The sequence below is a fragment of the Micromonospora sp. WMMD730 genome (assembly GCF_049178955.1).
GTDB classification, from domain to species: domain Bacteria; phylum Actinomycetota; class Actinomycetes; order Mycobacteriales; family Micromonosporaceae; genus Micromonospora; species Micromonospora wenchangensis.
The window spans coordinates 4,562,512-4,588,336 of sequence record NZ_JBMHML010000002.1 but is presented as its reverse complement, the minus strand read 5'-3'; the positions used below and the strand labels follow the sequence as shown (position 1 = coordinate 4,588,336).

Here is a 25,825-nt window from a genome sequence, read left to right as displayed (position 1 = left end):
CAGGTCACCGGTAGCCGGCGGCGACGATGTTGGCCTGGACGGCGTTCTCCGTGGCGTCGGTGGGGTAGCCGGCGGTCATCACGCCCTCGTAGAAGGTGCCGGCGGCGCCGTGGCTGTTGTCGCCGCCGATGCCGAGGATGATCGCGCCTTCCTTCTTCATCGGGTTGTAGCCCGCGACGTTGGGCCGTGCGCCGTTGTAGAAGGTCGACAGGTTGCCGGACTGGGCGTTGCCGCCCCGGATGGCCCAGTGGTTGGGCTCGCCCTTGATGATCGCGGTGAGGTAGCGGTGGCTGATGCTGGGGTCGTTGGCGTTGTACTTCTGGTTGACCCCGGAGAAGAGGCCGTTCTCCAGGTCGGCCATGATCCAGGGGCCGTTGCCGGCGCCGTAGCCCCAGACCTTGTTGTTGCCGAAGTAGATGGCCTCCATGGTGCCGTTGCCGTTGTCCCGGCTGTTGGTCTCGGCATTGCCGTAGTCGAAGCAGCAGCCGCCGTTGTAGTGGGTGCCGTCGAGGATGGCGTACATGCCTTCCGGCTGGTCGCCCTTGGCGATGCCGTTGGTGGTGTTGTTCCGGTAGCCGGTGCCCGGGGCGACGAACACCCCGTACGCCTTCTGGCCGTTGAGCGTGGTGGGGGCGGCGGTGGCGTTGGCGAGGTTGTCGTATCCGCCGGGCGCGGGGCCGGGGAAGCCGCCGGGGGGTGCCTGGGTGAGGTGGTTACCGCGGCCGCTCTGGTCGTAGATGATGGTGATCAGGCAGGTGGTGTTGGCGCAGAAGGTGTCCTGGGCGGCGGCGTTGGCGACTCCGCCGGCGGTCAGCGGGGTGATGGTGCGGGTGGTGTTGTCCGAGGCCCGGCGGACCTGGTAGAGGTTGCCGGTGTACGCGGCGTACAGGGCCCGGGTGGTGCTGTGCGCGGCCACGCAGGGGGTGTTGCCGGCGGCGTAGAGGTCACAGGGCAGCCGGGTGCCAGGCGGCGGCGTGGTGGGCGGAGGAGTGGTCGGCGGCGGGGTGGTGGGTGGCGGCGTCGTGGGTGGCGGGGTGGTCGGGGTGACACCGCCGGTGCAGGTCGTGCCGTTCAGCGTGAACGTGGTGGGTGCCGGGTTGCTGCCGGTCGCTGCGCCGTTGAAGCCGAACGAGGTGCTGCCTCCGGTGGGGATGCTGCCGTTGTAGGACACGTTGGTGACGGTGACCTGGCCGCCCGACTGGGTGTAGGAGCCGTTCCAGAGCTGGGTGACGGTCTGGCCGGCGTCGAAGCTCCAGGTGAGCCGCCAACTGGTGACCGGGTCACCCAGGTTGGTGATGGTGACGCCCGCGCCGAAGCCGCCGGGCCACTGTGAACTGACCGTGTAGGTGACCTGGCAGCCGGCGGCCGCCGCGGACGCCTGCGGCGTCCCGACCGTGCCGCTGCCGATCAGCACCAGCGTGGCCAGGGCCGCGACCGGCCCCGACGCTCGACGCCAGACGGTGCCACGTTTCATGGAGTCCTCCAGATGTGGACGAGAGTTCACGGGCCCGCTCGGGTGGGCCCATTCGTTACGCCGCCTGTCGGGCCCGAACTCCGGCAGACGGGAGGTGACGGTGCGGCCCGGTGAGTCCGTTGGCCGGTGCCGTCGGGGCTGGTGGCCCGGACGCCGGGGCGCTGACCAGCCGAATCGGCGGCAGAGGGTGGGATCCAGCTGCTGCACTGAGGAGCAAGTTAACGTTCACATCAGAGCGTGTCAATGGTTGTGTCGACAGTGCTCCATCCCCGCCCCGGTTGCCTGAGGTGGCCTGCGACGGCTTCCTCACCAGGGGAAATAGCGGGGGATCGGTGTTGGGTCCGCGAGTCGATCAGGTGAAGTCGACAGGTGTTGCGGGCGATGAGGGTGGCGTGTCGGCGGTGGCTCGGACGGGCGAATCCGGCTCATCGGGGTGCCCGACGCGCTCCGGGGTGGGCCAGGAGGGCCTCTGCGGGCCGGTTTGTCGCCGTCGGGCAGCTCCGGAGCGCTCTGGCATCCCGCGTTAATCCGAAACTGTTAACGTAAACATCCACCAGGCGGCTGGCTGGCCCGCAGGCGGGCTCGGTCACATATCAGCAGGTGAAGCTGCATGGCGACGTCTCCGGCGATGCGTGTTCTGCGGCGGTCGTGGTCGAAGATCGAGGGTTTAGAAGTTTCGAGAAATCTGGTGTCACATCTTGACGAACGGCATCTCCATCCACGAGAGTCCATATAGGCGGCACCGCGTGCGATCGGCGGCTGACGAGTCAGCAAAGATACAGGTGAAGGTATTCGGGCAGCACCTGTTAACGCTCTCACGATGGCCGGTCACCGCAGGGTGTCCGCCAGCCGGGCTGCTGACGATTGGCGACGTCGACCGCCACGTCCAGCTCTTCCGTCGAGGAGCCGGGCTCGCAGTCGACCTCATCCTTGCTTCATGCCGCCCACCCCGCACCCGACGCGTCCACGCCGCGCCGGCGTCACCCGCGTCCGACGCCGCGCACGACGACGCCCGAGCAGACCGACACCAGGAGCCATCTCATGACCCGACGTTCGTCCATCGCCGGCGCGCTGGCTACCGCGGCGGTACTCGTCGCGGCGCTGGCCGGTGCCGCACTGACCGGGAGCCCCGGCACCGCGTCCGCCGCCGAGGTCGGCCCGCTGGCCGCGACAGCAGGCTGCGGCAAGGCCCCCACCCTGGGCAACGGCACCTACACCATCTCCAGCGGTGGCAAGAACCGCAGCTTCATCCTGAAGCTGCCCGACGGCTACGACCGCAACCGCCAGTACCGGCTGGTGTTCGGATTCCACTGGTGGGGCGGCACCGCCGTCGACGTCGCGACCGGTCAGACGGTGCAGCGCGACGTCTGGGCCTACTACGGCCTGCTGCGGCTGTCGAACAACAGCACGATCTTCGTGGCGCCGCAGGGCATCGGCAACGGCTGGGCCAACACCGGCGGTGAGGACGTCACCTTCGTCGACGACATGCTCCGCCGGATCGAGGGCGACCTGTGCGTCGACACGACGCAGCGCTTCTCCGTCGGGTTCAGCTACGGCGGTGGGATGAGCTACGCCCTGGCCTGTGCCCGGCCGAACGTCTTCCGGGCCGTCGCCGTCCAGTCCTCGCCCGGCACGCTCAGCGGATGCAGCGGCGGCACCCAGCCGATCGCGTACCTCGGCGTGCACGGCATCGGTGACAACATCGCCAGCGGACGGGCGCTGCGGGACCGCTTCGTCCGCAACAACGGGTGCACGGCGGCGAGCCCGCCGGAGCCGAGGGCCGGCAGCCTGACCCACACGGTCTACAGCTACTCCGGTTGCCGGGCCGGCTACCCCGTGGTGTGGGCGGCCTTCGACGGTGGGCACATTGCCGCCCCGCAGGACGGTGCCGGCGGGGACAGCGGCACCCGTACCTGGGTCCCGGGCGAGGTGTGGCGGTTCTTCACCCAGTTCGCCGGCACCACGCCGACCACCCCACCCACCACGACTCCGCCGACCACGCCACCCACGACTCCGCCGACCAGTCCCGGGGCGGGCGGTTGCACGGCCAGCTACCAGACCGTCGGCCAGTGGCAGGGCGGCTTCCAGGGTGAGGTCACGGTGACCGCCGGCGCCCGCGCCATCACCGGCTGGCGGGTCAGTTGGACGCTCGCCGACGGGCAGAGCATCACCCAGCTCTGGGGTGGGCGCAACACCCCCTCCGGCAGTACCCAGAACGTCGGCAACGAGGCATGGAACGGCAACCTGGCCGCCAGCGCGTCCACGACGTTCGGCTTCACCGCGGGTGGCTCGGCGACGACGCCCGCCCTCACCTGCACCGCGACCTGAGAGACCATAGGCGCAGCTCCCGATGCCTGCCGCCCCCGGAGGAGGCAGCACAAGATCAGAAGTTTCGTTCTCGCCGCCGTGCTGGCGGGCACAGGTACGCCGGTGCGGGCTGCCGGGTCGACTACACGGTCACCAGTTCGTGGCCGGGTGGCTTCGGCCCGGCAGCCACCGTCACCAACCTCGGCGATCCGATCGACCCTCGGCGGTCGTACGCCGGGCATACGGTCACCCGGTCCGGAGCCCAGGTCACCGTCACCAACGTGAGCCACCTTCACGGCCGAGATCCGACCACGGTTCCCTATGCGATGTCGTCCTGCGTCGCCGGTATGTGGCGGCTTCGTGTCAGGCAGCGACGGTCCCGCATCGTCGCTGACCTGGTCGAACCCTAGTCGGAGGTTTCCCTATTTACGTCGACCGTTTCATCCACCCGTCGCGTCAGGAGCACCACATGACGCTGCTGCACCACGGAAACTGACTTACGGTGCTGTGGTGCAGGAATGCGAGGTTCAGCGGGCGATGCAGGCAGCCGCGTCGAGCGGCTCATCGCTCGGCCTGACCGTCCACAATGCTGCCGTCCTGCACAACTCGAACGCGCTCACCCTGAGGTTGGAGCCCTGCACCGTGCTCGCCCGGGTCGCACCGGCAGCGCACCAGTGCGCTCAGCTTGAGGTGGATGTTGCTCGGCGGTTGGCCGAGGTCGGGAGTCCGGTGGCCGCGTTGGAGTCGCCTGAGGTCTTTGTCCGGGGCGACTACGTGGTCACCTTCTGGACCTACTACGAACCGGCGACTACTCAGTCACTGTCGACGGCGGAGTATGTCGTCGCGCTCGAACGTCTGCATGCCGGGATGCGTAAGGTCGACCTGCCCGTCCCGCATTTCACGGACCGGGTTTCCGCGGCGCAGACGCTCGTGGCCGACCATGCCCGAACGCCGGAACTGGTCGACTCGGATCGGGTCTTCCTCGCCAGCACGTTGGACCGTATGCGACGCGCGGTCAGCGAGAGCGGCCGACCCGAGCAGCTTCTGCACGGTGAACCCCATCCGGGCAACCTGCTCTCGACCCGGACCGGTCCGCTCTTCATCGACTTCGAGACGTGTTGCCGGGGGCCGATCGAGTTCGACCTGGCCCACGCGCCCGACGACGTCGGTGACCACTACCCGGGCGTCGACCGCCGGCTGCTCCGAGATTGCCGGACCCTCATACTGGCGATGATCACCACGTGGCGCTGGGATCGCGAGGACCAGTTCCCCGACGGCCATCGACTCGGTGTCGAGTGGCTGAGCGAACTCCGGAAGGCAACAGCTCAGTCTGAATAGGTAAAGAGGGCGACCAGGGCGAAGTCGTTCGGGTTGGCCGAAAGCCGGGCGGCGGTGGATAGAACCCGACCACGACCGACAGCCGACGGGACACCGTCGAGGGCTGGTACCGGAGAACGTCTTGCAGCCAGCGCACGTACCGCTCGATATCCACCCGAGCTGCGGAGAGCGGGTCAAGGCCGTGGTCGCTGCACCAACGAAGGAAGACCCGCAGGTCGGACTCGGTGTGCATGCGACTCTGCCCACGGTAGCGGCCCGAGAAGGCCGGCACCGCGGCGCGCACGACAAGTCGATTGGCAGGTACGACACTGGAAGCCGAAGCAGGCGAGGTAGCCAGTTATCACCGTGCGTCATCACCAACGATGAACGCCAGCCCTCGCGGAGCGGCACTTCCGGGCGTCGTGGGACAGCATGGGTGACACAGAGCGTGACCGCCCCACAGGCGCGCGATCAGCTCACCGAAGAGTTGCGGGCTTCCGCGCAGCGGTCGCAGTTGTCGGCGCCGACTGTCGGCCCCAGTGGCCCGGATGGCGGGCGCAGGATCCGCCGTCCGAGGCGGGGGTTACGCTGGATAATCAACAATCCGACGATGAGGCAGCAAATGATCAATGTCCAGGAGTTCGCGCGACGGCTGAGTACTCTCGGAGCGGATGCGTTCACCAGCGACGACGTCGTGGACCTGGCGACCGAGGCCGATGTTCGCATCAGCGCAGACGTCGAGATCGACGCCACCCTGGCGCAGCGCTTGCTCGACCAGATCTCGCCCACCCTGCCGGTCACCGGGGCCCAGATCGCGGCGTCGCAATGGCCGCCACCGGAGTCTTCCCGTCCTGCAGCGCCTTCGGTGTTGTTCTCCAGCCCTGGTGCCGTCGACGGACCGGCCGATCAGCCGGCCCGACCCCGCAGTTCTGGGTCTGCGGGTAGCGGTCGGCGACCCGGCTCCCGACGAACTGGCAGGTGAAACTGCAGTCCCAGTTCCTTCAGTAACCGCCAGACTGCTCGCCGCAGCCGTCGACTACGACGCGAGCTGCGAACTTGACTCTCGCCGCCATCATCGGCTGAACTTCGTCCTCCTGTCCGGCTCCGTAGGCCCGGGCCGGCTCGTGGCACGATGCTCCCGGTAAGCATGCTGATCGCGGCATGTGCACGCATCGATTCAATGTGTGTCGGTGTGCGGTACCGGCCTCGCTGCGGTGTCGCGCACAGCTTCGGGCCCGTCGTGCTGCTCGACCTCGCCGCCGACGGAACCTGGATTCAGGTGGCGGACCTCCGCCGGCTGTTCCGGCCGCTGGCCGCGCACGCCGGGCCACCGCCGCCATCCGGGTTCTTGCGGTACGGGCGCTGAGCACCCAGGTCGATGGGCGCCAGTTGGAACTGAAGGCGGAGCACTCGCAGCGCATCGAGGACGGTGCCACGGTGCCGGTGAGCCGGCTCTTCAGCGCGCGCCCCGGCCAGCCCTGGGCCGGGATCACGGTACGCCTCGACCGCCGACCGCCGGGCGGCCTGGTCGGGGACCGGGCGCTCACGCTGAGCGTCGAGCTGCCGTACCCGCTCGCGGACGCCGGGCGGAGGGCGTGGAATGTGGTGGGGGCGTTCGGGTTCCAGCCGATCACGCTGGAGGGCACGGTGTCGCTGGACGCCGACGAGGCGGTGGTGCGCTGGCTGCCGACCGAGGTCACCCGCGCCGTCGTCGGTCAGCAGTTGTTCGCGGTGCTGGCTGAGCCGGTCCGCTGCCACCTCGTGCTCTGGCTACCCGCCGTCGGCGACGTGCCGGGGACCGACCTCCGGACCTGGTTCCGGCTCCGTGCGGGATGAATGACAGATCGGAGCAGGGTGATGCGGGGAGGCGATCGGCCAGCGTAACGTACGCTCGCCATCTATACAGCTCAAACTGGACTGCTTGGCGGGGCATTGCCCATTGTCCGCCTCTTTTTGAGAGGCGGATAAGTCTCGTCTTCCTTGGGTTCCGGCGACATTCTCAGTAGCTCGCTTGCATTCTTCTCTTTCATTCCTGAGTCCTGCCAGCACCTCGGATATGCCTGCGCCACCGCCCATCGGTGGCGGTCCATCAGAGCGAGGCGCTGCTTTCGTTCTTGCACTTCACGTAGGTCAAGTAGTCCCAGCAGGCTTCGCTGCAGGAGTTTCTTGGGCAGTAAGGCTTCGCCGCTTTCGTGAACTTTGAGCATACTTCGCTTCCTGCCCTCACTCGCGCCATTGATGTTACCGGACTGCAACGTCGCCCCGGGAAGATAGTTGAAGAAAGTTAACAGGGAGTTGATTGCCTCCTGTAGTACAATGCCTTCCATTTGGTGTCTCGACTCCGGCGGCTGCTTCTGGCTGATTTCCGCCAGCCGTGACCCGTGCCCCGCGAACTGCCTCCAGGCGATCGCGGCCAGGTCTTCTTTGTCTGAATTTATATGCCTCCTGAACAGCATTTCCAGCTGATCCGCGGCCGAGGCGATCTTCTGCAGTGCTGTGAAGGCTTCCCCTGCGGTCTTCGAAATGATTGTGGTGCGCACGAGGTCGATGTACACGATCCACGCCGTGGTATGCGCACCCATCCCTATCGCGCCAGGAAAGGGGGAAGGGCTTCGTCCGCTGGAGTCGAATCCAACGATCCGTCCGCTTGTGTCGATCCGTACCTGGGTGGTGAGCCGTTGACGGCGGCGGCCCTCAACCTGCTCCTTCGCCCGCATTGGCGCAGACTCGACAGGTGGGTTATTACAGTGCCTGGGCTGCTTGGTCGCTGGCCTCGCTGTTGGCTGCTCTTGGGTCTCCCTGAACCGTTCAGGTTTCCGGACCTCCCGGCGCCCGAGACCCGTCGGTGCACTCGGCGGCGTCCCGCCATTCTGCTCTATCTGCGCCACCAGCTCATTGCGGTAGGCGGAGCTTTTTCGTTCTTCATAGAATCCAGGACCCGTTCTTCTGTCCCAATCGGCGAGACGTTTACGGCAAGCCTTGAGGATTTTTTCGCGCTGCTCATCGATGGTTGGATCGATTGCTCGGATGATGATTTCTGGCAATTTCTCCGGCGTGGCGACGGCTCCGGGCCATGCTTTTCCAAGAGCATTCGGGTTATCCATTCTTATGGATAAAATGTGCTGCTGGACGATCATGAGTTTCAGATCTTCCGGGCGGATTCCTGCGCTGCCGGGCAAGATTTCTTCAAGGTCCCCCGTCATTGCGGTCAATATATATGCGAGTGCCTTGACGTCCAGCAGGCCGATGATGGCACGCTTCAGGTTGTCGGAGGGTGTAGGCTCACTGTTCCCCTCGCTGCGCCGCAGCGTCTCATGGTGCTCGCCCTCGGCGTTCCCCTTCCCGCTATCGCTCTGTGCAACTGCTTTTACATTGATCACTGTGAGTGGTATGAGTTCCCGGAACTGTAGAAAATCCCGGATCATGTCCTGAAGATCGAGCAAGCCCACCTGTCCGACATCAGCACATCTCTCGACAATCCTCTCCTCGGTGTCCCTGAGGTTGTTGCGTTGTTCCTCTGGAAGGTTTGTGATCAATCCATATCCAGGAAGTTCTCTCACTTGGGCGACGAGCTGCCCGATCGCGCCCGCTGCATCGCCCGCCTGCTTGCCGATGATGGCTCGTCGGATGGCTCCCACCTGCACGACGAACGCCGTGGAGTGGTTCCCCATCGTCCCGGTATACGGCGACCTCGGCCGCCCTCCGATGGCGACGTCGTCTACTGTCAGCCCATCCTTGGAAAAGATCTGTGCGACCAATTTCCCGGCGGCCACGTCTGCGGTCGTCGCAGCTGCCTCGCTGTGCGACGTGTCGGCCTCGTACGGCCGCTTCATGTAGCATTCACCCCCCTGTCTGCCGTCGTCTCCGCCTCGGGACGTTCACGAATGGGAGCGTCAGTCCGCAGCCGGCCGCCATCCGCGTCGCGCAGGGTGCGTGCTCCCCACGCCACCCGTCCGGTGTTCGGGAAGGAGCGCAGGCAGTTGACACCGAGCAGGTTGAGCCGGCCCTCGTCGCCGCCGGTCATCAGCACGGTGAGGTCGGTGACGCCGCTGAGGGTCGCGCCGGTGCCGGCCGGCCCCTTCCACACCGCGGGCGGGACGCCCAACTCTGCGCAGCTGGCACCCGCACGCACCAGTCTCACGATGACTGCCTGGCCGCCGCCGTTGGCGAAGAAGTCCCGTACCGCGCCGCTCATCGTGCTCTCCGCCCAGAGCCCGCCGAAGGTCCGCTCGAAGTCGGCGTATCCGCTGATGAACGTGGCGGTGTTCACCGGCCCGCGCCGGGCGCTGCCGACGAAGGCGGCGACCGAGGTGGCCACCCCGGTGATGGCTCGCACCGCGCTGGGAACTTCCTGGACGTAGATGCCCGGATAGGACGTGCTGACCGTCATGAGTCCTCGATTCGGATGGCGCGGCCTCGGCTCGACAGGCCGGGAACGACGGTTCGCCCCGCGCGTGGTTGCCCTCGAAAGGTATGACGGGCCGGGGCCGTGCCCGTTGGCGTGAGGAAATCCGTCAGGGAAGTCGGACGACCTGGCCGATTCCCTCGCCCCTGCGCGGCGGGCATGGCACCATCGACGCGCGGCGTCCACCAGCCGGTCGGTCAGGCGGGCACCACGTAAGGAAAGCTGGTGGAGCGGGTCCCCTCGGCTGTCTCCGCGGTAAGGCCGGACGTGATCGCCTTGTTCAGGACCAGAGAGAACATGACCTCCGGAGCGTTGTCCCGCAGTGCCCGTCCGTTGCGTACCGCGAAACCGAAACTGGCCGGCGAACCGACCCGGTACGAGAGCATGTCGGGCAGGATCAGTTCGGCCACGCTGCGGCCGTAACTCTCCGGGTCGGCGGCGGTCCGGTTCGCCGCGACGAAGCGGGCGACCTTCGCCGCGATCTCGCTGCTGGCGTTACGGACGTCGTCCCGGGGGTGCCGGGCATTGGCCGGGTTGGTGAAGTCGGCATCGGTCGGCCAGAAGATCGGCCACATCATCGGCTGGCCGGCCCGGGTGACCGGCCGCCACTGACCGCCCTCGGCGGCGACCTTGGTGGTGCACCAGATCCGCACCCGCGCCCCGTCCCGTAGGACCGGCTCGTTACGGATGACCTCCAGGACGATGCACTCGACGATGGAGCCGGCGCAGCTGTTGCGGGCCTCGTCCGGGTGCCAGGCATCCCAGTCGAGCCGGGTGCCGTCGCGAAGGGCCTCGTTGACCGTCGTGAGTTGGTCGAGGTCGATGAAGAACGGGTCCATGATCCGCCCGGTCCAGAGGCGGATCCCGTCGCCGCTGACTACCTCGCCGGTTCGTCCGGCCACGACCAGGATGCCCGCGGCCGAGTCGGTGCTCGCATCCGAGTTCCGCAGGGCGTGGAGCGTGACCGACTGCCTGCCGCCCTGGTCGGGATCACCGAAGGCCACCCGGTAGGTCAGGCCCTCGATCTTGTCGGTCTCATGGTGGATCTTGAATTCGTACCGCGCTCCGGGATGGAAGCCCCGTTCGGTGTCGGGACGGACGGCCGAGCTGTTGACGTTCATCATCAGCACGGTGCCGCGTTCGCCGTCGAAGACGTACAGGTCGTCTATGCAGAGCTGGCCGTTCTGGGGCGCCAGCGGCTTGTCGGTGAAGTACGACATGATCTGCTCCCCGGGTCAGGATGCCTCAGCGTCGCGCCGCTCGGCTTCCGTCACCGGGTGACGTTGCTGCGCCGCTACCGCACCGGCCGGATCACGCGTCGTGAATTCGCATTCGCGGCGCGCAGGTCGTTGGTGAGTATCTGTTTCGTCAAAGGCGAGTGGACGTACCGCTGATAGCGCTGATGGACCCGCTGCCTCGAGCCGCCCAGGTGACGGGCCATCGCTGCCCAGGTGGCCCCGCGGTAGTGGGCCTCGGTGACCAGTAGCACCGTCTCGGTGTCCAACGCTCGCGACATCTCCGCCGTCGTGCCGAGCACCCGCAGCACGGCCTCGACCGGGTCAGCTGCGGTGAGCGCGTTCTCGATGCCGATCGCGCGGCGAACTGTTGCCCGGGTGCCGCTTATCCACCGCCAGCCCTCGCGGAGCGGCGTGAGATACGGCCAACAGTCCTCATTGGTTTGCATCGCATCTAGGTCTTCCTGCTAAAGATCTGCATCGTCTCGAGCGGGCGATCGACGATGGCGGTATCGATTTCTGCCCTGATGGACTCGCACCGCCTGAAAGTACCGAAGGCCCCGCTTCGACACATGGTGCGAAGTATCTGCTGTCAATTGTCATTGTCGACATCGCAGGTAAATGCCCAGTGTGTACGTGCCCTGTGGTAGGGCGGCGTAGCGACCGGCCGACGCGCCGGCGAAACAGTGGGCGGATCTTCGGCGGTAACTGTCGATCGGGGGCGGGTCCGCTGCTGCGGCGGCGCTCAGCGGGCGGTTTGGCGACTGGCAATGTGGACCGTCCCGGCGTTCCACGCTCTGGCGGGATCACCCCCGCATGCGCGGGGAGCAGCACCATGCTGTTCACGCCAGGCTTCGCGCGGGCAGGGCGCGTAGGGCGGTGTCGTCGAGGGTCGTGGGCCGTGGTGCGGGATCGAGGGCGTGCAGCCTGGCGGCGGCGATAGCGGCGTCGTTCTCGTTGGCGTCGCGGGTGGCTGGGCCAAGGTCCTCGATGAGCATGCCGAGGGTGTCGTCGATGGTGACGGAGCTGTGGACCCGCGGCACGGGGATGCGGTGGGCGGCCAGGTGCCGCAGTGTGCGGTCTTCGTTGGTGAACCGGGTCGCCAACCGGAAGTCGTACTACCTGCGGAAAGCACAAGCGTCACGGAGTGAACGTGCAGGTCATCGCCGACGCGGCCGGGCGTCTCGTCTGGGCCTCGGCGCGTTGCCCGGCTCGACGCACGACCTGACCGCCGCCCGCACCCACGGCATCATCGACGCCCTGACCGGCCCCGATGTGATGACCTTCGCGGACAAGGGCTATCAGGGCGCTCTCGGCAGCGTGCGCACCCCGTTGAAGCGGCGCCGCTTCCGGCCGAAGCTGTCACGCCGGCAGAAGGCCGTCAACCGGGCCCACGCGAAGATCCGCGCCCGCGGCGAACGCGCGATCGCCACCCTCAAGACCTGGAGGCTCCTGGTCAAGCTGCGCTGCTGCCCACGCCGAGCGACCGCGATCGTGCAGGCCCATCCTCGTTCTGCACCACGTCGAAGGCGACCGCTGCGCAGGATGAAGATGGCTCAATGAGCCGCAGCAGCCGCTGTCCCTCGTCGTCATCGAGCTCGCGCACACGCACCCGTTCTGCCACCCGAGCCGCCTGGCGACACCGCACCGCCGGCACCAGCGCCCGTACGGTGCGTCGTCACGAGGCAAACGTTCCCCGATGCGGCACTAGGTTGGGGGTGCGAGGACCTGCACAGGGGTGGGACGCCATGTTGTGGTGCCGTCACCGAGTTGGCGTTGGGCGTTGTAACCCCAGGCGGCCACCGTGTAGTCAGGCTGTAGAGCCAGACTATGGGCTGTGCCAGCCGCGATGGATCTGACCCCGCTCAGGAACCGGTCGCAGGGAGCAGCCTGCCCCACAGCACAGACCTGAGTGACCTGCAGGCGGGTGTCCCATGTGCCGTTGCCGAGTTGGCCATAACCGTTGAACCCCCAGCCCAGGACGCCGCCGCTACTCAGCTGCGCCATGCTGTGCGACGCGCCGACCGCGATGTGCCGGATTCCGTACAGGAAGCGGTGGCAGGGAGCGATCTCTCCCACCGCACACACCCGCACAGGAATGGCGCGGTTGACGACGGTGCCGTCACCAAGCTCACCAACATAGTTCGCGCCCCAACCGACAGGACCACCGTCACCCCGCAGCGACATGCTATGAAACTCGCCACCTGCTATGGCATTCACCGCGTACAGAAACTGATCGCAGGGCGCGACCTGTCCCACTGCGCATACTCGTACCGGGGTGGTGCGGCCGACGGTGGTGCCGTCACCAAGCTGACCTTCGTAGTTCCGACCCCAGGCCACGGCCAGGGCGTTACCCACCACCGCCAGGCTGTGACCCCAGCCGGCCGCGATGGATCTGACTCCGCTCAGGAACTTGCCACAGGGTGCGACCTGCCCCACCGCGCACACTCGTACCGGAGTGAGGCGTGTGGCGGTGGTGCCGTCACCGAGCTGGCCTTGTCCGTTCCAGCCCCAGGCGACGGCCGACCCGTTCTCCATCGCGGCCAAAGTGTGGGTCCAGCCGGCCGCGATGGATCTGACTCCGCTCAGGAACTTGCCACAGGGTGCGACCTGCCCCGCCGCACATACCCGTACCGGAGTGGTGCGGTTGGTCCAGGTGCCGTCGCCAAGCTGCCCAGAACTGTTGTAGCCCCAGGCGACGACCGTGTGGTCCCTGAGTAAGGCGAGGTTGTCGTTCCGGTTGGCGGCGATAGCGATTACGCCGGTGAGGGATTTGGAGCAGGGGGCGCTCTGGCCGACGGCGCACACTCGTACCGCAGTGGTGCGGAGGGCGTTGGTGCCGTCGCCAAGCTGCCCGAAGAAGTTTTCGCCCCAGGTGACGACGGTGCCGTTCGAGAGTAGAGCGACGCTGTGCGCCTCGCCGGCGGCGATGGCTCTCACGGCGCCGAGTTTCGCTGGAACCTGTTGCGTGCCGGGGTTGGGTGGCATCGCGAAGGCGACTGCACGGCCGGCCGTTGCGGCGTAAGCATCACCGATCATCAGGACCACGACCAGCGCCGCCACCGTGGCGAGGAATTCCGACCGCCGGCGATGGGCGAACGTTGCTGCTGACGTGGGATGAAGATCATTTCCTGTGCCCATCTGCTCTCCTTCCCGAGGCAGCTTCTGGGTTCGATCCAGTCCGATCGCAAGAGCCGGTCAGCCGTGCGACAGAGAAGGTCTACGCTCTTCCCGAGGTCCGAAAGAGGTCGGGAGCGGCAACGGTGCGAGTTGAGGGAACGTGACCGGGATTCAGCTTGTCGACCCGGGAGCGCTGCCCGGATTTGATAGAAATATAAGTCAAGGCAGCATGATCAGCGAATAGGCTCCCTGAACGAGTTAAGTACTCACAAGTAGGCGGGACTCGCCGGTGCGCGAAGTCGACCACGGCGCGTGAATATGCAGGTCATCGCCGATGCAGTCGGTCGACTCGTGGGCCTCACCAGCCCTGCCGGGTTCGACCCACGATCTGACCGCCGCCCGGGATCACGGCAACATCGAGGCCCTGGCCAACGCGGATGTGATGACCTTCGCGGACAAGGGACATCAGGGTGCGCGCGGTAGCGTGCGCACATGTTCAAGCGGTGCCGCTTCCGGCGAAGCTGTCACGCCGACAGAAGGCCGTGAACCGGGCGCACGTGAAGATCCGTGCTCGCGGTGAACGCGCGATCGCCACACTCAAGACCTGGAAGATCCCGGCGTAGCGTCGGTACCCGCTTCTCGCTAGATCCGGACGCCGCTACCCCGCCCGGGAGCGGCCCTCGTCGCCGGCTGGCGGTGGTCGGGTGCGAGCCCCCGGATCCTGCTGGTCCGTCGGCCGACACCCGCCCGTACAAGGCGTGACGTAACGGTCGGACCGGGCGTAGGCCTGCCCGGGTGGCTGTCGTCGATGGCAACGGAGACCGGTGTACGGACTCGTCCGGACAACCGGACGCATCGTCCGATCCTGTCCGGACAACCCGGCCAGCCCTGGTGGCCTGCTCGACCGCGGTCCACGGTCAGGTCATCGCCGGTCACCGCCGGCCAATGACCTTGACGGAGGTACGGAACGTGATCAGAAGGCTCGCACCGAAACGCACCACCCCGTCTCCCGACGTCACGACCCGGGCCCGTCGGCGGCTGCCTCGCCGCTCGCTCCTCGGGCTGTTCCTTGCGCTCGCCGTGCTGGGCGGTGCCGCTGTCGCGCCGTCCGCGGCGATGGCCAACGTCGACGTGACGATCGGGTCCTCCGATGTGAACGTGCGCGACTGCTACCACCCCGCTCCCAAGAAGGCCTGGCCGGGATCGTGGTGCACCCTGCAGGCCACCCTCGAAGCGCACCTGCCGGTGCGGATGGTGTGTCAGTACCCCGGCGACGGCGTCGGCCCGCAGGGCGACTACTACTGGGACTACGTCCTGTATCCGGCCACGTCACGGCACGGATCCGGTGAGGGTTACGTCTCCGACTGGTACGTCAACACCGGCGTCTCCTCCTACCCGTACCGGGACTACCGAGTGCCGTTGTGCAACTACTGACCTGAGTGATCGTCCCATCCACGGAGCAAGCGCGGTGCAGGGCCAGGGTGCTGGCCCTGCACCGCCCGTTCGCCCGGGAGCACCCCGTCGGTGGTTGTTGAACCGGACCGACGCAACCCACACGTCGGAACTCTGACCGGAACTCGCCACCTTCTCAAGGGATGAGTAGCGTTCGCCTCACATTCCGTGTTGTCGCTCGACGAGGTGAGGCAGTGTCGGGTAGCCAGCCGACATCAGCAGTGCCGGAACCCGACGGTTGGCCGGATCCCGACCGGATCGGTGGGCGGGTCGAGTTCGCGGCGGCACTGACCGCGGTGCGGGAACGGGCCGGACTGACCGTCCGTCAGGTGGCGGCGAAGGCCGGAGCGTACAGCGCGCACAGCACCATCGGAGACTGGTTCGCCGGGCGTGGGTTGCCGGCGCTGAGTTCCCAGGACCTGCTGGTGCGGGTGCTGACGGTGTGCGGCGTACGGCCCACCATGATGGATGGTTGGATCGCGGCCTGGCTGCGTGTGCGCCGCGCCCCCGGGCCGCGGCCACGGCACCTTGAGCCGTACAAGGGTCTCGCCACTTTCCAGCCGCAGGACGCCGGGTGGTTCTTCGGCCGGGAGCAGCTCACCGCCGAACTCGTCGAGCACGTCACCCGGCTGCACGCTGCCGGCGGTGGGCTGTTCCTTCTGGTCGGCGCCTCCGGTTCTGGGAAGTCCTCACTGCTACGGGCCGGGCTGATCGCGCGACTTCGTTGCGCGCCGGGCCGGGCGACCGCACCGGTCCCGACGGAGGGACCGGCGCCCGATGATCCGTCCGGTCCGGACAACGGCTGGTGGGTGGAACTCATGACTCCCGGCGCCGATCCGGTAGCGGAGCTGGCGGCACGGGCGCAGCGACTGCGGGCCGCGCCCGGTCCGAGGCTGCTGGTGATCGATCAGGCGGAGGAAGTGTTCATCAGCCGGCCGGACCACGCGGACCCGGCGGCGTTCCTCGCCGACCTGAACACGCTGTGCGAGCGGACCGCGGGACTGGTGGTGGTCTTCGGCCTGCGTGCCGACTTCTACGGCCACGCGTTGGGCCACCCGGCGCTGCTGCGGGCGGCCCAGGACCGGCAGGTCACGGTGGGGCCGATGACCCGTGACGAACTTCGGGCGGCGATCGTGGAACCCGCCCTTCGCGCGGGAGTGGAGTTGGAGGACGGGCTGGTCGAGTTGCTCCTGGCCGACTTGACGCCACCCGGGGTGGAGCCGGACCGTGCCGAGCCGGGCGTCCTGCCGCTGCTGTCGCACGCGCTGTTCGCCACCTGGCATCACGACCAGGGTCGACGGTTGACCTGTCAGGGCTACCGGCGGATCGGCGGGGTGCGCGAGGCGATCGCGGCCAGCGCCAGCGAGGCGTACGACCGGTTGACCCCGGACCAGCGGCGCCTGGCCCGCCGGCTGCTGCTCCGTCTGGTCCACGTCGGGACCGATACCGGAGACACCCGGCGTATCGTGCCTCTCGGCGAGCTGTTGGCCGAGTTCGGGCCGGATGCGGTCGAGGTGGAGCGGGTCCTGGACCGGTTCATCACTCAGCGGCTGATCACCGCGCAGCGCGACACCGTACAGCTGAGCCATGACGCGTTGCTGGCTGCGTGGCCCGCGTTGCGCGGCTGGCTGAGCAGCGATCGGGCCGGGTTGGTGCTGCGTCAGCAACTCGCCACCGCCGCGGCGGCGTGGCGGGCCGAGGGCCGCGACCCTGCCGCGTTGTACCGGGGCACCCGCCTGGCCGCTGCCCAGGGTTGGACGGCCGAGCACCCGGACGAGCAATCTGCGCTGGTGCGGGAGTTTCTGGCCGCCAGCGGGCGACACGCCCGTCGCCACACCCGCCAGCTCTACCAGCTGGTCGCCGCGCTGTCCGCACTGCTGCTCAGCAGCGGGCTGCTCGCCGGGTACGCCTTCCAACAGCGTGCTACCGCCAGCCAGCAACGCCAAACGGCCACCATGCAACGTAACGAGGCGGTGTCGCGGCTGGTCGCAGGTCAGGCCGACTGGCTGCGCGGGCGAGACGTCAGCCTGGCCCGACAAGTGGCGCTGGCGGCGTACCAGATCTCACCGACCGTCCAGGCCCGGTCCAGCCTGCTCGACGCCGCTGCGACCCCGACAGCCGCTCGGCTGGGTGGCGCCGACGGTGCCATCCAGGCGGTGGCGTTCAGCCCGGACCGGCGGCTGCTGGCCGCCGGTGGTGCCGAGGGAAGGGTGCGCCTGTGGCGGGCATCCGATCCGGTGCCCACCCCGCTCGGGAGCGTCCTGACCGGCCCGACCGGCACGGTGTTCACCGTAGCGTTCAGCCCCCGTGACGCACTGCTGGCCGCTGGCGGCGCGGACGGCATGGTGTACCGGTGGCGGTTGGACGATCCGGCGCACCCGCGGGCGCTGCCGCCGCTGACCGGGCCGACATCCACCGTGTACGCGCTCGCGTTCAGCCCGGACGGCGGCACGCTCGCCGCCGGCAGTGCCGACCACCGGGTGTGGCGGTGGGCGCTGAACAACGCGGAGCCGGCGACGGCCGCCGGCACCGGATCGAACGCCAGCCAGCCGCTGCCGGCGCTGACCGGGCCGGCCGACGCCGTGCAGGCGGTGACGTTCAGTCCCGACGGGCGGCTGCTGGCCGCCGGCAGTGCCGACAGCACCGTACGGCTGTGGGACCTCGGGAACCGCACCCACCCGACCCGGCTGGCACCACTGGCCGGACACGCCGGCAAGGTGCTCGCGCTGGCATTCAGCCCCGACGGAGACCTCCTGGCCAGCGGCAGCGGTGACCAGACCGTCCAGATGTGGTCGGTCGCCGACCCGCAACGGCCGGCGAAGCTGGGTACCGCCCTGCCCGGAGCGACCAGTTGGATCAACGCGATCGCGTTCAGCCCCGACGGCGCCACCCTTGCCACCGGCGCATCCGACAAGCGAATCCTGCTGTACGACGTGGCCACCCACCGCGAGCTGCGATCGTTGCCCCAGCCGACCCCGGTGACGGCACTCGCCTTCGGTGCCGACCAGCACACCCTGGCCAGCGCCGGCACTGACGGCTATGTGCGGTACTGGGGGCTTCCCGGCCCGCTGCTCGTCGGCGCGGGCGGAGCCGTGTTCAGCGCCGGGTTCACGCCCGACGGCACCGTACTGGCCGAAGCCGGTCGAGACCGGACGATCCGGTTGTGGCAGGTGACCGATTCGCGCCGGCCGGAGCCACTCGGCGCGCCGCTGAGCCGGCCAGCCGGTCAGGAGGGGTATGCCGGCAGCGTCGCACTCAGCCCCGGCGGGACACTGCTGGCCGCCGGTGGACGTGACGGCGCGGTGGACCTCTGGGACATCCGTCGACCGGCGCGACCGAAGCGGATAGGACCGGCGCTCACCGGGGCGACCGCACTCATCCAGACGGTGGCCTTCAGCGCGGACGGATCACTCCTGGCCGTCGCCGGTGACGACAGCACCACCTATCTGTGGCGGGTGTCCGATCCGGAGCGGCCCACGCTGCTGGCCACGGTCGCCGGCACCGGGTCGATCGTGCTGTCCCTGGCGTTCCACCCGAGGTCACCGGTACTCGCCGTCGCCGACACCGACGGCGTCGTACGACTGATCGACGTTCATGACCCGACCCGGCCGGCCCCGGCCAGCCCGCCGCTTCGCGGGCTGGCCGGATACGCCTACAGCGTGGCCTTCAGCCCGGACGGCGGCCTGCTCGCCGTCGGCAGCGCCGACAAGACACTACGGCTGTGGCAGGTGTCCGACCCAGCCCACCCGATGGCGCTGCCCCGCCCGTTGCGCGGGCCGACCAGCTACGTGTACTGGGTGACCTTTCACCCGTCCGGCAGCCTGATCACCGCCGCCAGCACCGACGGCACCATCTGGATCTGGGACATCAGCCAACTGAACCGGCCCGTCGTGGTGGCCACCCTCAGCCACGCCGACCAGGCCTACTACGTGGTCGCCTACCGACCCGACGGACACACCCTGGCCGCCGGCAGCGCCGACGGCACCATCCGACTCTGGGAGACCGACCCGCAACGGGCTGCTGAAACGATCTGCTCCACCATGGGAGAACCCATCACCCGAGCTGAGTGGGAGCAGTACCTGTCCAGCATCCCGTACCACCCACCCTGCTGACCGGGCCCGGCTCTGCACGCAGGATCATGCTCTGGGCCGGCCCGAGCAGGGTAGAGAAGCGGTTCGTCACCGCGGTGAGCTCGATGGACCGCGTCGTCGTCCGGTCCCGACTCGGGGGTCGGATCGGGCGTCTGACGCCCGAGCGGCGACCCGCTACGGTGGCGTGGTGCCTACCGACATCCATCGGCCCCGATGAGCGGGGGCCTCGCCGTCGCCGTACGCGAGCTGCGGCACCTGCCGGCGGTCTGGCGGGCACCGCACCGTGCCCCCGAACGGACCCGCGCGCTGGCGCTGGAGGGTGTCAACGCGCTGCTGCGACACTGTCGTGAGCGGGTGCCGGCCTTCGCCGACTATCCGGCCGGGCCCCTGGCGAGCCTGGACGAGTTGGCCGGGCTGCCCATCCTGACCAAACGCGCCGTGCTCGACGCGGGTGTGGAGTCCTTTCACGCCCAGGGGCTCGCCGCCGGGGCCTACCGGACGGACGTCACCAGCGGTACCACCGGAACGCGGCTGCACATCCGCCACGACGTCGACGCGTACGGCTACCACGGCGCGACCGTGCTGCGGCGTTTCCTGCTGTCGGGCTACCGTCCGTGGTGGCGGATCGCGCACATCAAGCCGTTTCCCCGGCCGGTGCGCTGGTTCCAGCGGCTGGGCCTGTTCCCGCGGGTGGTGGTGCCGGCCGGTCAGTCCGACGCGGCGATAGCGCGGGCGGTCCTCGCGGTCCGACCCCAACTGATCATGGGTTATCCGGTGGTCCTGCGGGGTCTGCTGCGTGCCCTCGACCCCGGTGAGCTGGCCCGGCTACGGCGCGGCCTGAAGCTGGTGATGACCGACTCGGAGCTGTTGACCGACGAGGTCGCCGCGCAGTTCACCGAGCGGTTCGGGGTGCCGGTGTACGACGAGTACTCGGCGTACGAGGTGCTGACGGTGTCGAGCGGCTGCGCGGCGGGCGCGATGCACGTCGACGAGGACCGGGTGTGGCTGGAGATCGTGGACGAGGCGGGCACGCCGGTCCCTGAGGGGGTCACCGGTTCGGTGGTGGTGACGCACTTCCGTGAGCGCGCCATGCCGTTGCCGCGCTACCAGTTGGGTGACCGGGCGCACGTCCTGCCGGCGGGTTGCCCGTGCGGTAGCCGGTTCCGCCGGATGCGGCTGGTCGACGGGCGCACCAACGACTTCGTCACGCTGCCCGGCGGCCGACGCGTGTACAGCGGTGTCTTCCTCGCGTTGGCGATGCACACGCCGGGTGTGGCGGAGTGCATGGTCCGGCAGGACGAGGCCGGCGAGGTCACGGTGCACCTGGTGCCCGAGGCTGCCGGCGAGGCGGCCTTCGCCGCCGCGTGCGTCGCGTTCGAGCAGGCCCTGGGTGAGGCGGTGGACGCCCCCGTCGTACCGCGGTTCGTGCGGGCGGAGCGGATCGCGTTGACGCCGGGAGGCAAGGGGCGCTTCGTCGAGTCGGCCTACCGGCCGGGGGTCACCGGGCCCCGCGCGGAAAGGGGATGAGCACGGCCCACTGGCGGATCATCTCGTGGCCGAGGCGGCGTTTCTCCACGAGGCTGCCCTGGCCGCTGAGGAAGCCACGGCGGCCGGTGTCGATGCACCAGCGGGCCAGTTCGAGGTTGTTGTGGTACCACAGGTCCCGACGGCCGCCCTCGGCCACGGAGAACGCGCCCCAGCCGGCCGAGAGCGGCAGTTCCGGGTGGTCGAAGATCACGTTGAGGGCGATGAGCCGGTCGCCGTCGCGGTAGCCGTTGAGGTGGACGCCGGGCGTGGTGAGCTGTGCTGCGGCCATGGCGGGGGACATGAGCGGTTTGGGTAGCCACCACTTGTCGTGGTGGCGGTTCACGACGCTTGCGATCAGCTCGCACAGTTGTGCCGGCTGGACCGGGACCGGCTCCCCCCGCAGGGTGCTCGTCACGTGCAGGTCCGATGCGGCGACTGCGGCCAGGATGCGGCGCAGGTCGTAGCGTCGGCCCCGGCCCAGCGACCGTAGGTAGTCCTCCAGTGAGGCGAAGCGGTTGGGGAACCACGCGATGGGGCCGCCCTCGCGGACGATCGCTGGTCGGGTCAGCAGCGCGGGCAGGGTCTCGGCGGACACCTGACGGAACATCAGGCCGCGTACCCGCCCGCCGTGGGCCTCCCGCAGCGCGGACCGGAGTGCGCTGATGGTGTCGGTCAGCGCGGCCCCGTCGGCCCCGGCGGTCAGCGTGATGCCCGGCAGTGTGCTGGAGGAGAGGCTGTCGACGTCGACGATTCCGGCCAACGGGACCGTGGAGCGGCCCGTCCGTGGTCCGTGGAAGCGGCCGGTGATCAGCCCGACGACGTCGGGTCCATGTCGGACGGTTGCGGCGATGACCGTCCGTCGGCTCGCCGCCGCCCGCACGAGCGGCCAAGACCACGCCGCCATCAGGTGTTCTCCGGCCATGAAGGCGTCCCAGCCTGCGGGGGCGTCGGCTAGATGGGGATCGTGCAGGGTGACCGTGAGCCCGTCGTTCATGCCCGACCCGCCTTCATATCCGCCGACCATACCGTCCGCCGGCCAGGGTTCCCGATGCCGTCTCGTGCGCGGCAGGGCGGCCGGGTCCGACCGGGTGGTGGCATGGCGGCCGGCCGGGTGGCGGCGGGCGGGTGAGGGTGTGGACCCCGGATACGTGCGTGACCCACTACCATCCGGCGATGGGTTGCGTGCGGGTGATCGGGGCGGGGCTGGCCGGCGCGACCGTCGCTCATCTCCTGCACGTGGCGGGCCGTGCCGTCGAGGTCGTCGAGGGTGATCCCACCTGGGGCGGCCAGCTCCGCACGGCCTCGGCCGCGGGCATCCTCTACGAGCCGGCCGGCGCGCACATCTTCCACACCGCCGACGCCGAGGTGTGGCGGCTGGTGACGGGTCTGGTCCGCTTCCTGCCGTACCGGCACACGGTGCGCACCGAGGCGTTCGACCGTGAACTGAGCTGGCCGCCCCAGCTGTCGGAGCTGCGTACCCTGCCCCGGTGGCCGCAGATCGCGCGGGAGTTGGCCGCCCGCCCGGCCCGGCCCGACGCCGCCAACTTCGAGTCCTGGTGTGTGGGTCTGTTGGGGGAGACGCTGTACCGCGAGCTGATCGAGGGGTACACCCGCAAGCAGTGGGGCGAGGATCCCCGGAACCTTGCGGCCGGGTGGGCGCCCAAGCGTATCGAGCTGCGCGACGACGGTTACACCGATCTGTTCCGTGACCCTCACCAGGGCTGGCCGGAGGGTGGTTATCCGCGGCTGGTCGACGCGCTGCTGCGGGACGTGCCGGTGGTCATGGGCCGTCGGGTCACCGTCGACGACTGGGACGAGGTGTGTGCGGGCGCGGACGCGGTCGTGGTCACCTGCGCGCTCGACGAGTTCTTCGCCGAGCACCTGGGACGGTTGCCGTGGCGTGGGGTGCGGCTGGTCAACCACTACCTGCCGGGGGTGGAGCACGCGTTGACGTGCGGGGTGGTGAACACCCCGAGCCCGCTCAGGGCGCACACCCGGGCCATCGAGACGAAGTGGATGAGCGGCCAGACCGGGCCGGGCACCGTGGTCAGCTACGAGTATCCGGGTGCGCCCGCGCGCCACTACCCGATCGACGACGTGCAGGGGGCCAACCGGGCGCTGGCCCGCCGTTACCTTGAGGAGTTGGCGGGGTTGCCCGGCCCGCCCCGCTACGTGGCCGGACGGCTGGCCACGTACACCTACATCGACATGGACCAGGTCGTCCGTCAGGCGCTGAACACCGCCCGCCGGATCCTCGGCGAGGTCTAGGGTGCGGCGGGCGGGCGTTCGGCCTGGTTCACCGCCCAGCCGTCGAAGCGGGCCGCCCACCGGTCCAGCGGCAGCGTCAGGATCACCGCCGCGAGCAGCAGGTGGACCGCGCAGAACACGATCGCGACCGCCGCGGTGGGCGGACCACCGACGAACACCGTGATGTGTGACGCCCAGTGCAGCACCCGTGGTCTCGGGCCGTTCCAGTCGTTGGTGTAGTAGAACGACAGGTCGTTGAGGCCGGAGATCAGGACCAGGATCGCGGCCAGGCCCGCCCGCAGCACCCGGCCCGCCGACGCGCCACCGAGCCGGTAGGCGAAGAGCACGGCGAGCACCGTGAACGCGTTGAGGAAGATCGTCCACTGGTACAGCCGGGGAAACGCCGCGTCCTGGTCGGCGGCTTCGGCGTAGCCGAAGATGTGGTCGACGTTGAGGGTGTCCACCACTGCCATGTAGCCGACGAACAGCACCGCCAGCAGTGCCAGGCCGAGCGCCGGGCGCTGGGGGAAGTAGGCGACCGCGAGTACCGCGCACAGCAGCGGCGCGGTCTTGAGCAGCACCTCGCCCAGGTGGTCGATGGTGCGGTCCGGCGGCAGCACCAGCATGATCAGCGCGGCGAGGCCGCCGCCCACCGTCGCCGGCAGCAGCCACCACCAGCGGCGGATCACTTCTGGGTCCAGAAGGGGCCGAGGGCCAGGGCGTCCATACCGGTACGCAGGTAGCACCGCACGGCGTCGGCCGGGGTTCGCACGATCGGCTCCTCGTTGTCGTTGAACGACGTGTTGACCACCATCGGCACTCCGGTGAGTTCGTCGAACCGGGTGATGAGCCGGTGGTAGAGCGGGTTGTCGGTGGCCGAGACGGTCTGCACGCGGGCCGTGCCGTCGACGTGGGTGATCGCCGGCACCCGCTGGCGTTGGTGCTCCAAGACGTCGAAGACCAGCAGCATCACCGGTGACGGGTAGTCGGAGGCGAAGTACTCCCCGGAGCGTTCGGCCAGGCAGGAGGGCGCGAACGGCCGGAACGGCTCACGGTGCTTGACCTTCTCGTTGAGCCGGTCCTTGGTGTCCTGGCCGCGCGGGTCGGCCAGGATCGACCGGTTGCCCAGCGCCCGCGGCCCGCACTCCATGCGCCCCTGGAACCAGCCGACGATCCTGCTGTCGGCCAGGGCCCGCGCGGTCGTGTCGGTGATGTCGTCGACGCGCTCGTAGGGCAGACCCGCATCCGCCAGCGCCTTCTCCATCTCCGCCTCGGTGTACTGCGCCCCGAGGAAGATGTAGCCGCCGGTGGGCCGGGGCTGGCCGAGGCTCGCGCCGACCTGCAACGCCGCGCCGAGCGCCGAACCGTCGTCGGCCGCGGCGGGCTGGGCGAAGAAGTCCTCGAACGGGGTCTCCAGCAGGATCCGCCCGTTCATGACGCTGTTGAGCGCCACCCCGCCCGCGGTGACCAGGCGGGTCTCACCGGTGTGCCGCTGTAGCCAGCGGGCGACGTGCAGGCCCGCCTCCTCCAGGGTGGTCTGTAGGCCGTACGCGATGTCGGCGTAGTACTGGGGCACCTCGTCACGGGTGCGCGGGCGCGGCGGGCCGAACCGTTCCAGGAACTTCGCCGACATCTGGTGCTTGCCGGTGGCGTGGTGGCGGAACCAGCTCAGGTCGAGTTCGTAGTGCCCGTCGGGCAGCAGCCGGACCAGTTCCCGCATCGCCTCGACGTGGGTCGGCTCGCCGTAGGCGGCCAGTCCCATCACCTTTCCCTCGTCGCGGGTGGGGTGGAAGCCGAGGTAGCTGGTGACGCAGGCGTACAGGGCGCCCAGTGAGTGCGGGAAGCGGACCCGGCGCACGTCGCGGATCCGGTCGCCCTCGCCGACGGCGAGGTAGGTCGACGTGCCGTCGCTGCCGATGCCGTCCCAGGTGATGATCGCCGCGTGGTCCCACGGCGACAGGAGGTACCCGCTGGCCGCGTGGGACAGGTGGTGGTCGACCAGGTGCACCGTGAAGCGCACCGGTCCGGTGTGGCCGACCGCCTCGCACAGGATCTTCTTCATCGTGTACGACCGGCGCAGGTGCAGCAGGAGCGCGCCGCCGACGTGGTAGTCGTCGGAGTGCGACTGCACGCCTGCGGAACGGATCGTGGCGGCGATTCCCGACGCCTTGCCGCCGTAGGTGCCCGCGTCGTTGCGTAGCACCGCGAGTGTCGCCGGCAGGTGCGTGACGAAGTGCTTGAGGGCGTGGGTGACCTCCTTGCGGGCCTGCCAGAAGTAGGCGACGTGGTCCACTTCGGCCAGGGTGATGCCGGCGGTCGCCAGGCACTCGCGGATGGCCCGCGCCGGGAAGGTCCCGTCGTGCTTCACGCGGGAGACCCGTTCTTCCTCCACGAAGGCCACGATGCGGCCGTCGTGCACCAGCCCGGCTGCCGAGTCGTGATGCTGGTTGATGCCCAGCACGTACATGCGATTCTCCGATCCCCATCGACTGGATGCTTGAGCTTGCCGCGTAACGGCGGCTTCGACAACATTTGCCGGGCTGTCATTTTCCTATTCGGAGGGCATATCCACTGAGATACCTGAATTCGGGCAGGGGGTATGGGGAATCGAAGCATACCGCTATTGTGGGGGTCGTTTGCGCGCCGGCTT

19 protein-coding genes and 1 pseudogene are annotated in these 25,825 nt (G+C 68.8%); 10 read left to right on the top strand and 10 right to left on the bottom strand.

Annotation, left to right across the window (positions count from 1 at the left end):
• Positions 1-4: 4 nt before the first annotated feature.
• Positions 5-1,474, bottom strand: a complete 1,470-nt coding sequence (locus tag ACN265_RS19655) for an arabinofuranosidase catalytic domain-containing protein (protein WP_421408890.1) — start codon at positions 1,472-1,474, stop codon at positions 5-7.
• A gap of 1,041 nt (positions 1,475-2,515) precedes the next feature.
• Here ACN265_RS19655 and ACN265_RS19650 point away from each other — a divergent pair.
• From ACN265_RS19650 to ACN265_RS19635, 4 genes are all read left to right on the top strand, one after another.
• Positions 2,516-3,802 carry a cellulose binding domain-containing protein gene (locus ACN265_RS19650; RefSeq protein WP_420119160.1) on the top strand — a complete coding sequence of 429 codons (1,287 nt, stop codon included), beginning with the start codon at positions 2,516-2,518 and terminating at the stop codon, positions 3,800-3,802.
• Positions 3,803-4,291: 489 nt separating this feature from the next.
• Positions 4,292-5,119, top strand: coding sequence for a phosphotransferase family protein (locus tag ACN265_RS19645; protein WP_421408888.1), 828 nt, complete (start codon positions 4,292-4,294; stop codon positions 5,117-5,119).
• Positions 5,120-5,708: 589 nt separating this feature from the next.
• A complete protein-coding gene (locus ACN265_RS19640) occupies positions 5,709-6,080 on the top strand; it encodes a hypothetical protein (RefSeq protein ID WP_421408886.1) in 372 nt (123 codons plus the stop codon).
• A 407-nt stretch (positions 6,081-6,487) separates the two neighbouring features.
• The gene (locus ACN265_RS19635) at positions 6,488-6,934 is read left to right on the top strand and encodes a hypothetical protein (protein WP_421408885.1); all 447 of its coding nucleotides are present in this window, start codon (positions 6,488-6,490) and stop codon (positions 6,932-6,934) included.
• A gap of 71 nt (positions 6,935-7,005) precedes the next feature.
• Here ACN265_RS19635 and ACN265_RS19630 read toward each other — a convergent pair whose 3' ends face one another.
• The 5 genes from ACN265_RS19630 to ACN265_RS19610 form a co-directional block, all read right to left on the bottom strand.
• Positions 7,006-8,931, bottom strand: a complete 1,926-nt coding sequence (locus tag ACN265_RS19630) for a hypothetical protein (RefSeq protein ID WP_421408883.1) — start codon at positions 8,929-8,931, stop codon at positions 7,006-7,008.
• Positions 8,928-9,488: a hypothetical protein gene (locus ACN265_RS19625; protein WP_420119167.1), complete on the bottom strand. Its 561-nt coding sequence runs from the start codon at positions 9,486-9,488 to the stop codon at positions 8,928-8,930. The genes ACN265_RS19630 and ACN265_RS19625 overlap by 4 nt, the downstream gene beginning before the upstream one ends.
• A 212-nt stretch (positions 9,489-9,700) precedes the next feature.
• Positions 9,701-10,723, bottom strand: a complete 1,023-nt coding sequence (locus ACN265_RS19620) for a DUF4331 family protein (protein WP_420119168.1) — start codon at positions 10,721-10,723, stop codon at positions 9,701-9,703.
• A 74-nt stretch (positions 10,724-10,797) separates the two neighbouring features.
• The gene (locus tag ACN265_RS19615) at positions 10,798-11,187 is read right to left on the bottom strand and encodes a hypothetical protein (RefSeq protein ID WP_420119169.1); all 390 of its coding nucleotides are present in this window, start codon (positions 11,185-11,187) and stop codon (positions 10,798-10,800) included.
• A gap of 393 nt (positions 11,188-11,580) precedes the next feature.
• On the bottom strand, positions 11,581-11,844 hold the full coding sequence (locus tag ACN265_RS19610) for a phosphotransferase (RefSeq protein ID WP_420119170.1): 264 nt from the start codon (positions 11,842-11,844) through the stop codon (positions 11,581-11,583).
• On the opposite strand from ACN265_RS19610, the gene ACN265_RS19605 reads away from it, so the two are divergent.
• Entirely contained in the window at positions 11,828-12,301 is a 474-nt protein-coding gene (locus ACN265_RS19605) for a transposase family protein (protein WP_421408882.1), read from the top strand. The two genes, ACN265_RS19610 and ACN265_RS19605, sit on opposite strands and share 17 nt — an antisense overlap.
• A 144-nt stretch (positions 12,302-12,445) precedes the next feature.
• On the opposite strand, the gene ACN265_RS19600 is transcribed toward ACN265_RS19605, so the two are convergent.
• Entirely contained in the window at positions 12,446-13,879 is a 1,434-nt protein-coding gene (locus ACN265_RS19600) for an RCC1 domain-containing protein (RefSeq protein ID WP_420119172.1), read from the bottom strand.
• Between the two features lie 291 nt (positions 13,880-14,170).
• Here ACN265_RS19600 and ACN265_RS19595 point away from each other — a divergent pair.
• The 4 genes and pseudogenes from ACN265_RS19595 to ACN265_RS19580 form a co-directional block, all read left to right on the top strand.
• Positions 14,171-14,472: pseudogene (locus tag ACN265_RS19595) on the top strand (transposase family protein); the annotation flags it as partial.
• A gap of 355 nt (positions 14,473-14,827) precedes the next feature.
• Positions 14,828-15,292, top strand: a complete 465-nt coding sequence (locus tag ACN265_RS19590) for a hypothetical protein (RefSeq protein ID WP_420119173.1) — start codon at positions 14,828-14,830, stop codon at positions 15,290-15,292.
• A 239-nt stretch (positions 15,293-15,531) separates the two neighbouring features.
• Positions 15,532-19,422, top strand: coding sequence for a helix-turn-helix domain-containing protein (locus ACN265_RS19585; protein WP_421408881.1), 3,891 nt, complete (start codon positions 15,532-15,534; stop codon positions 19,420-19,422).
• A gap of 192 nt (positions 19,423-19,614) precedes the next feature.
• Positions 19,615-20,928 carry a phenylacetate--CoA ligase family protein gene (locus ACN265_RS19580; protein ID WP_421408880.1) on the top strand — a complete coding sequence of 438 codons (1,314 nt, stop codon included), beginning with the start codon at positions 19,615-19,617 and terminating at the stop codon, positions 20,926-20,928.
• Here the strand turns inward: ACN265_RS19580 and ACN265_RS19575 are convergent.
• A complete protein-coding gene (locus tag ACN265_RS19575; protein WP_420119176.1) occupies positions 20,900-21,922 on the bottom strand; it encodes a hypothetical protein in 1,023 nt (340 codons plus the stop codon). The genes ACN265_RS19580 and ACN265_RS19575 overlap by 29 nt on opposite strands.
• A 158-nt stretch (positions 21,923-22,080) precedes the next feature.
• On the opposite strand from ACN265_RS19575, the gene ACN265_RS19570 reads away from it, so the two are divergent.
• Complete coding sequence (locus ACN265_RS19570; RefSeq protein WP_421408879.1) at positions 22,081-23,196, top strand: UDP-galactopyranose mutase; 1,116 nt, start codon at positions 22,081-22,083, stop codon at positions 23,194-23,196.
• Here the strand turns inward: ACN265_RS19570 and ACN265_RS19565 are convergent.
• Together ACN265_RS19565 and ACN265_RS19560 are read right to left on the bottom strand one after the other, a co-directional pair.
• The gene (locus ACN265_RS19565) at positions 23,193-23,864 is read right to left on the bottom strand and encodes a hypothetical protein (protein WP_420119178.1); all 672 of its coding nucleotides are present in this window, start codon (positions 23,862-23,864) and stop codon (positions 23,193-23,195) included. The two genes, ACN265_RS19570 and ACN265_RS19565, sit on opposite strands and share 4 nt — an antisense overlap.
• A complete protein-coding gene (locus tag ACN265_RS19560; RefSeq protein ID WP_421408877.1) occupies positions 23,861-25,642 on the bottom strand; it encodes a carbamoyltransferase in 1,782 nt (593 codons plus the stop codon). Before ACN265_RS19560 ends, ACN265_RS19565 begins: the two co-directional genes overlap by 4 nt.
• Positions 25,643-25,825 lie beyond the last annotated feature (183 nt).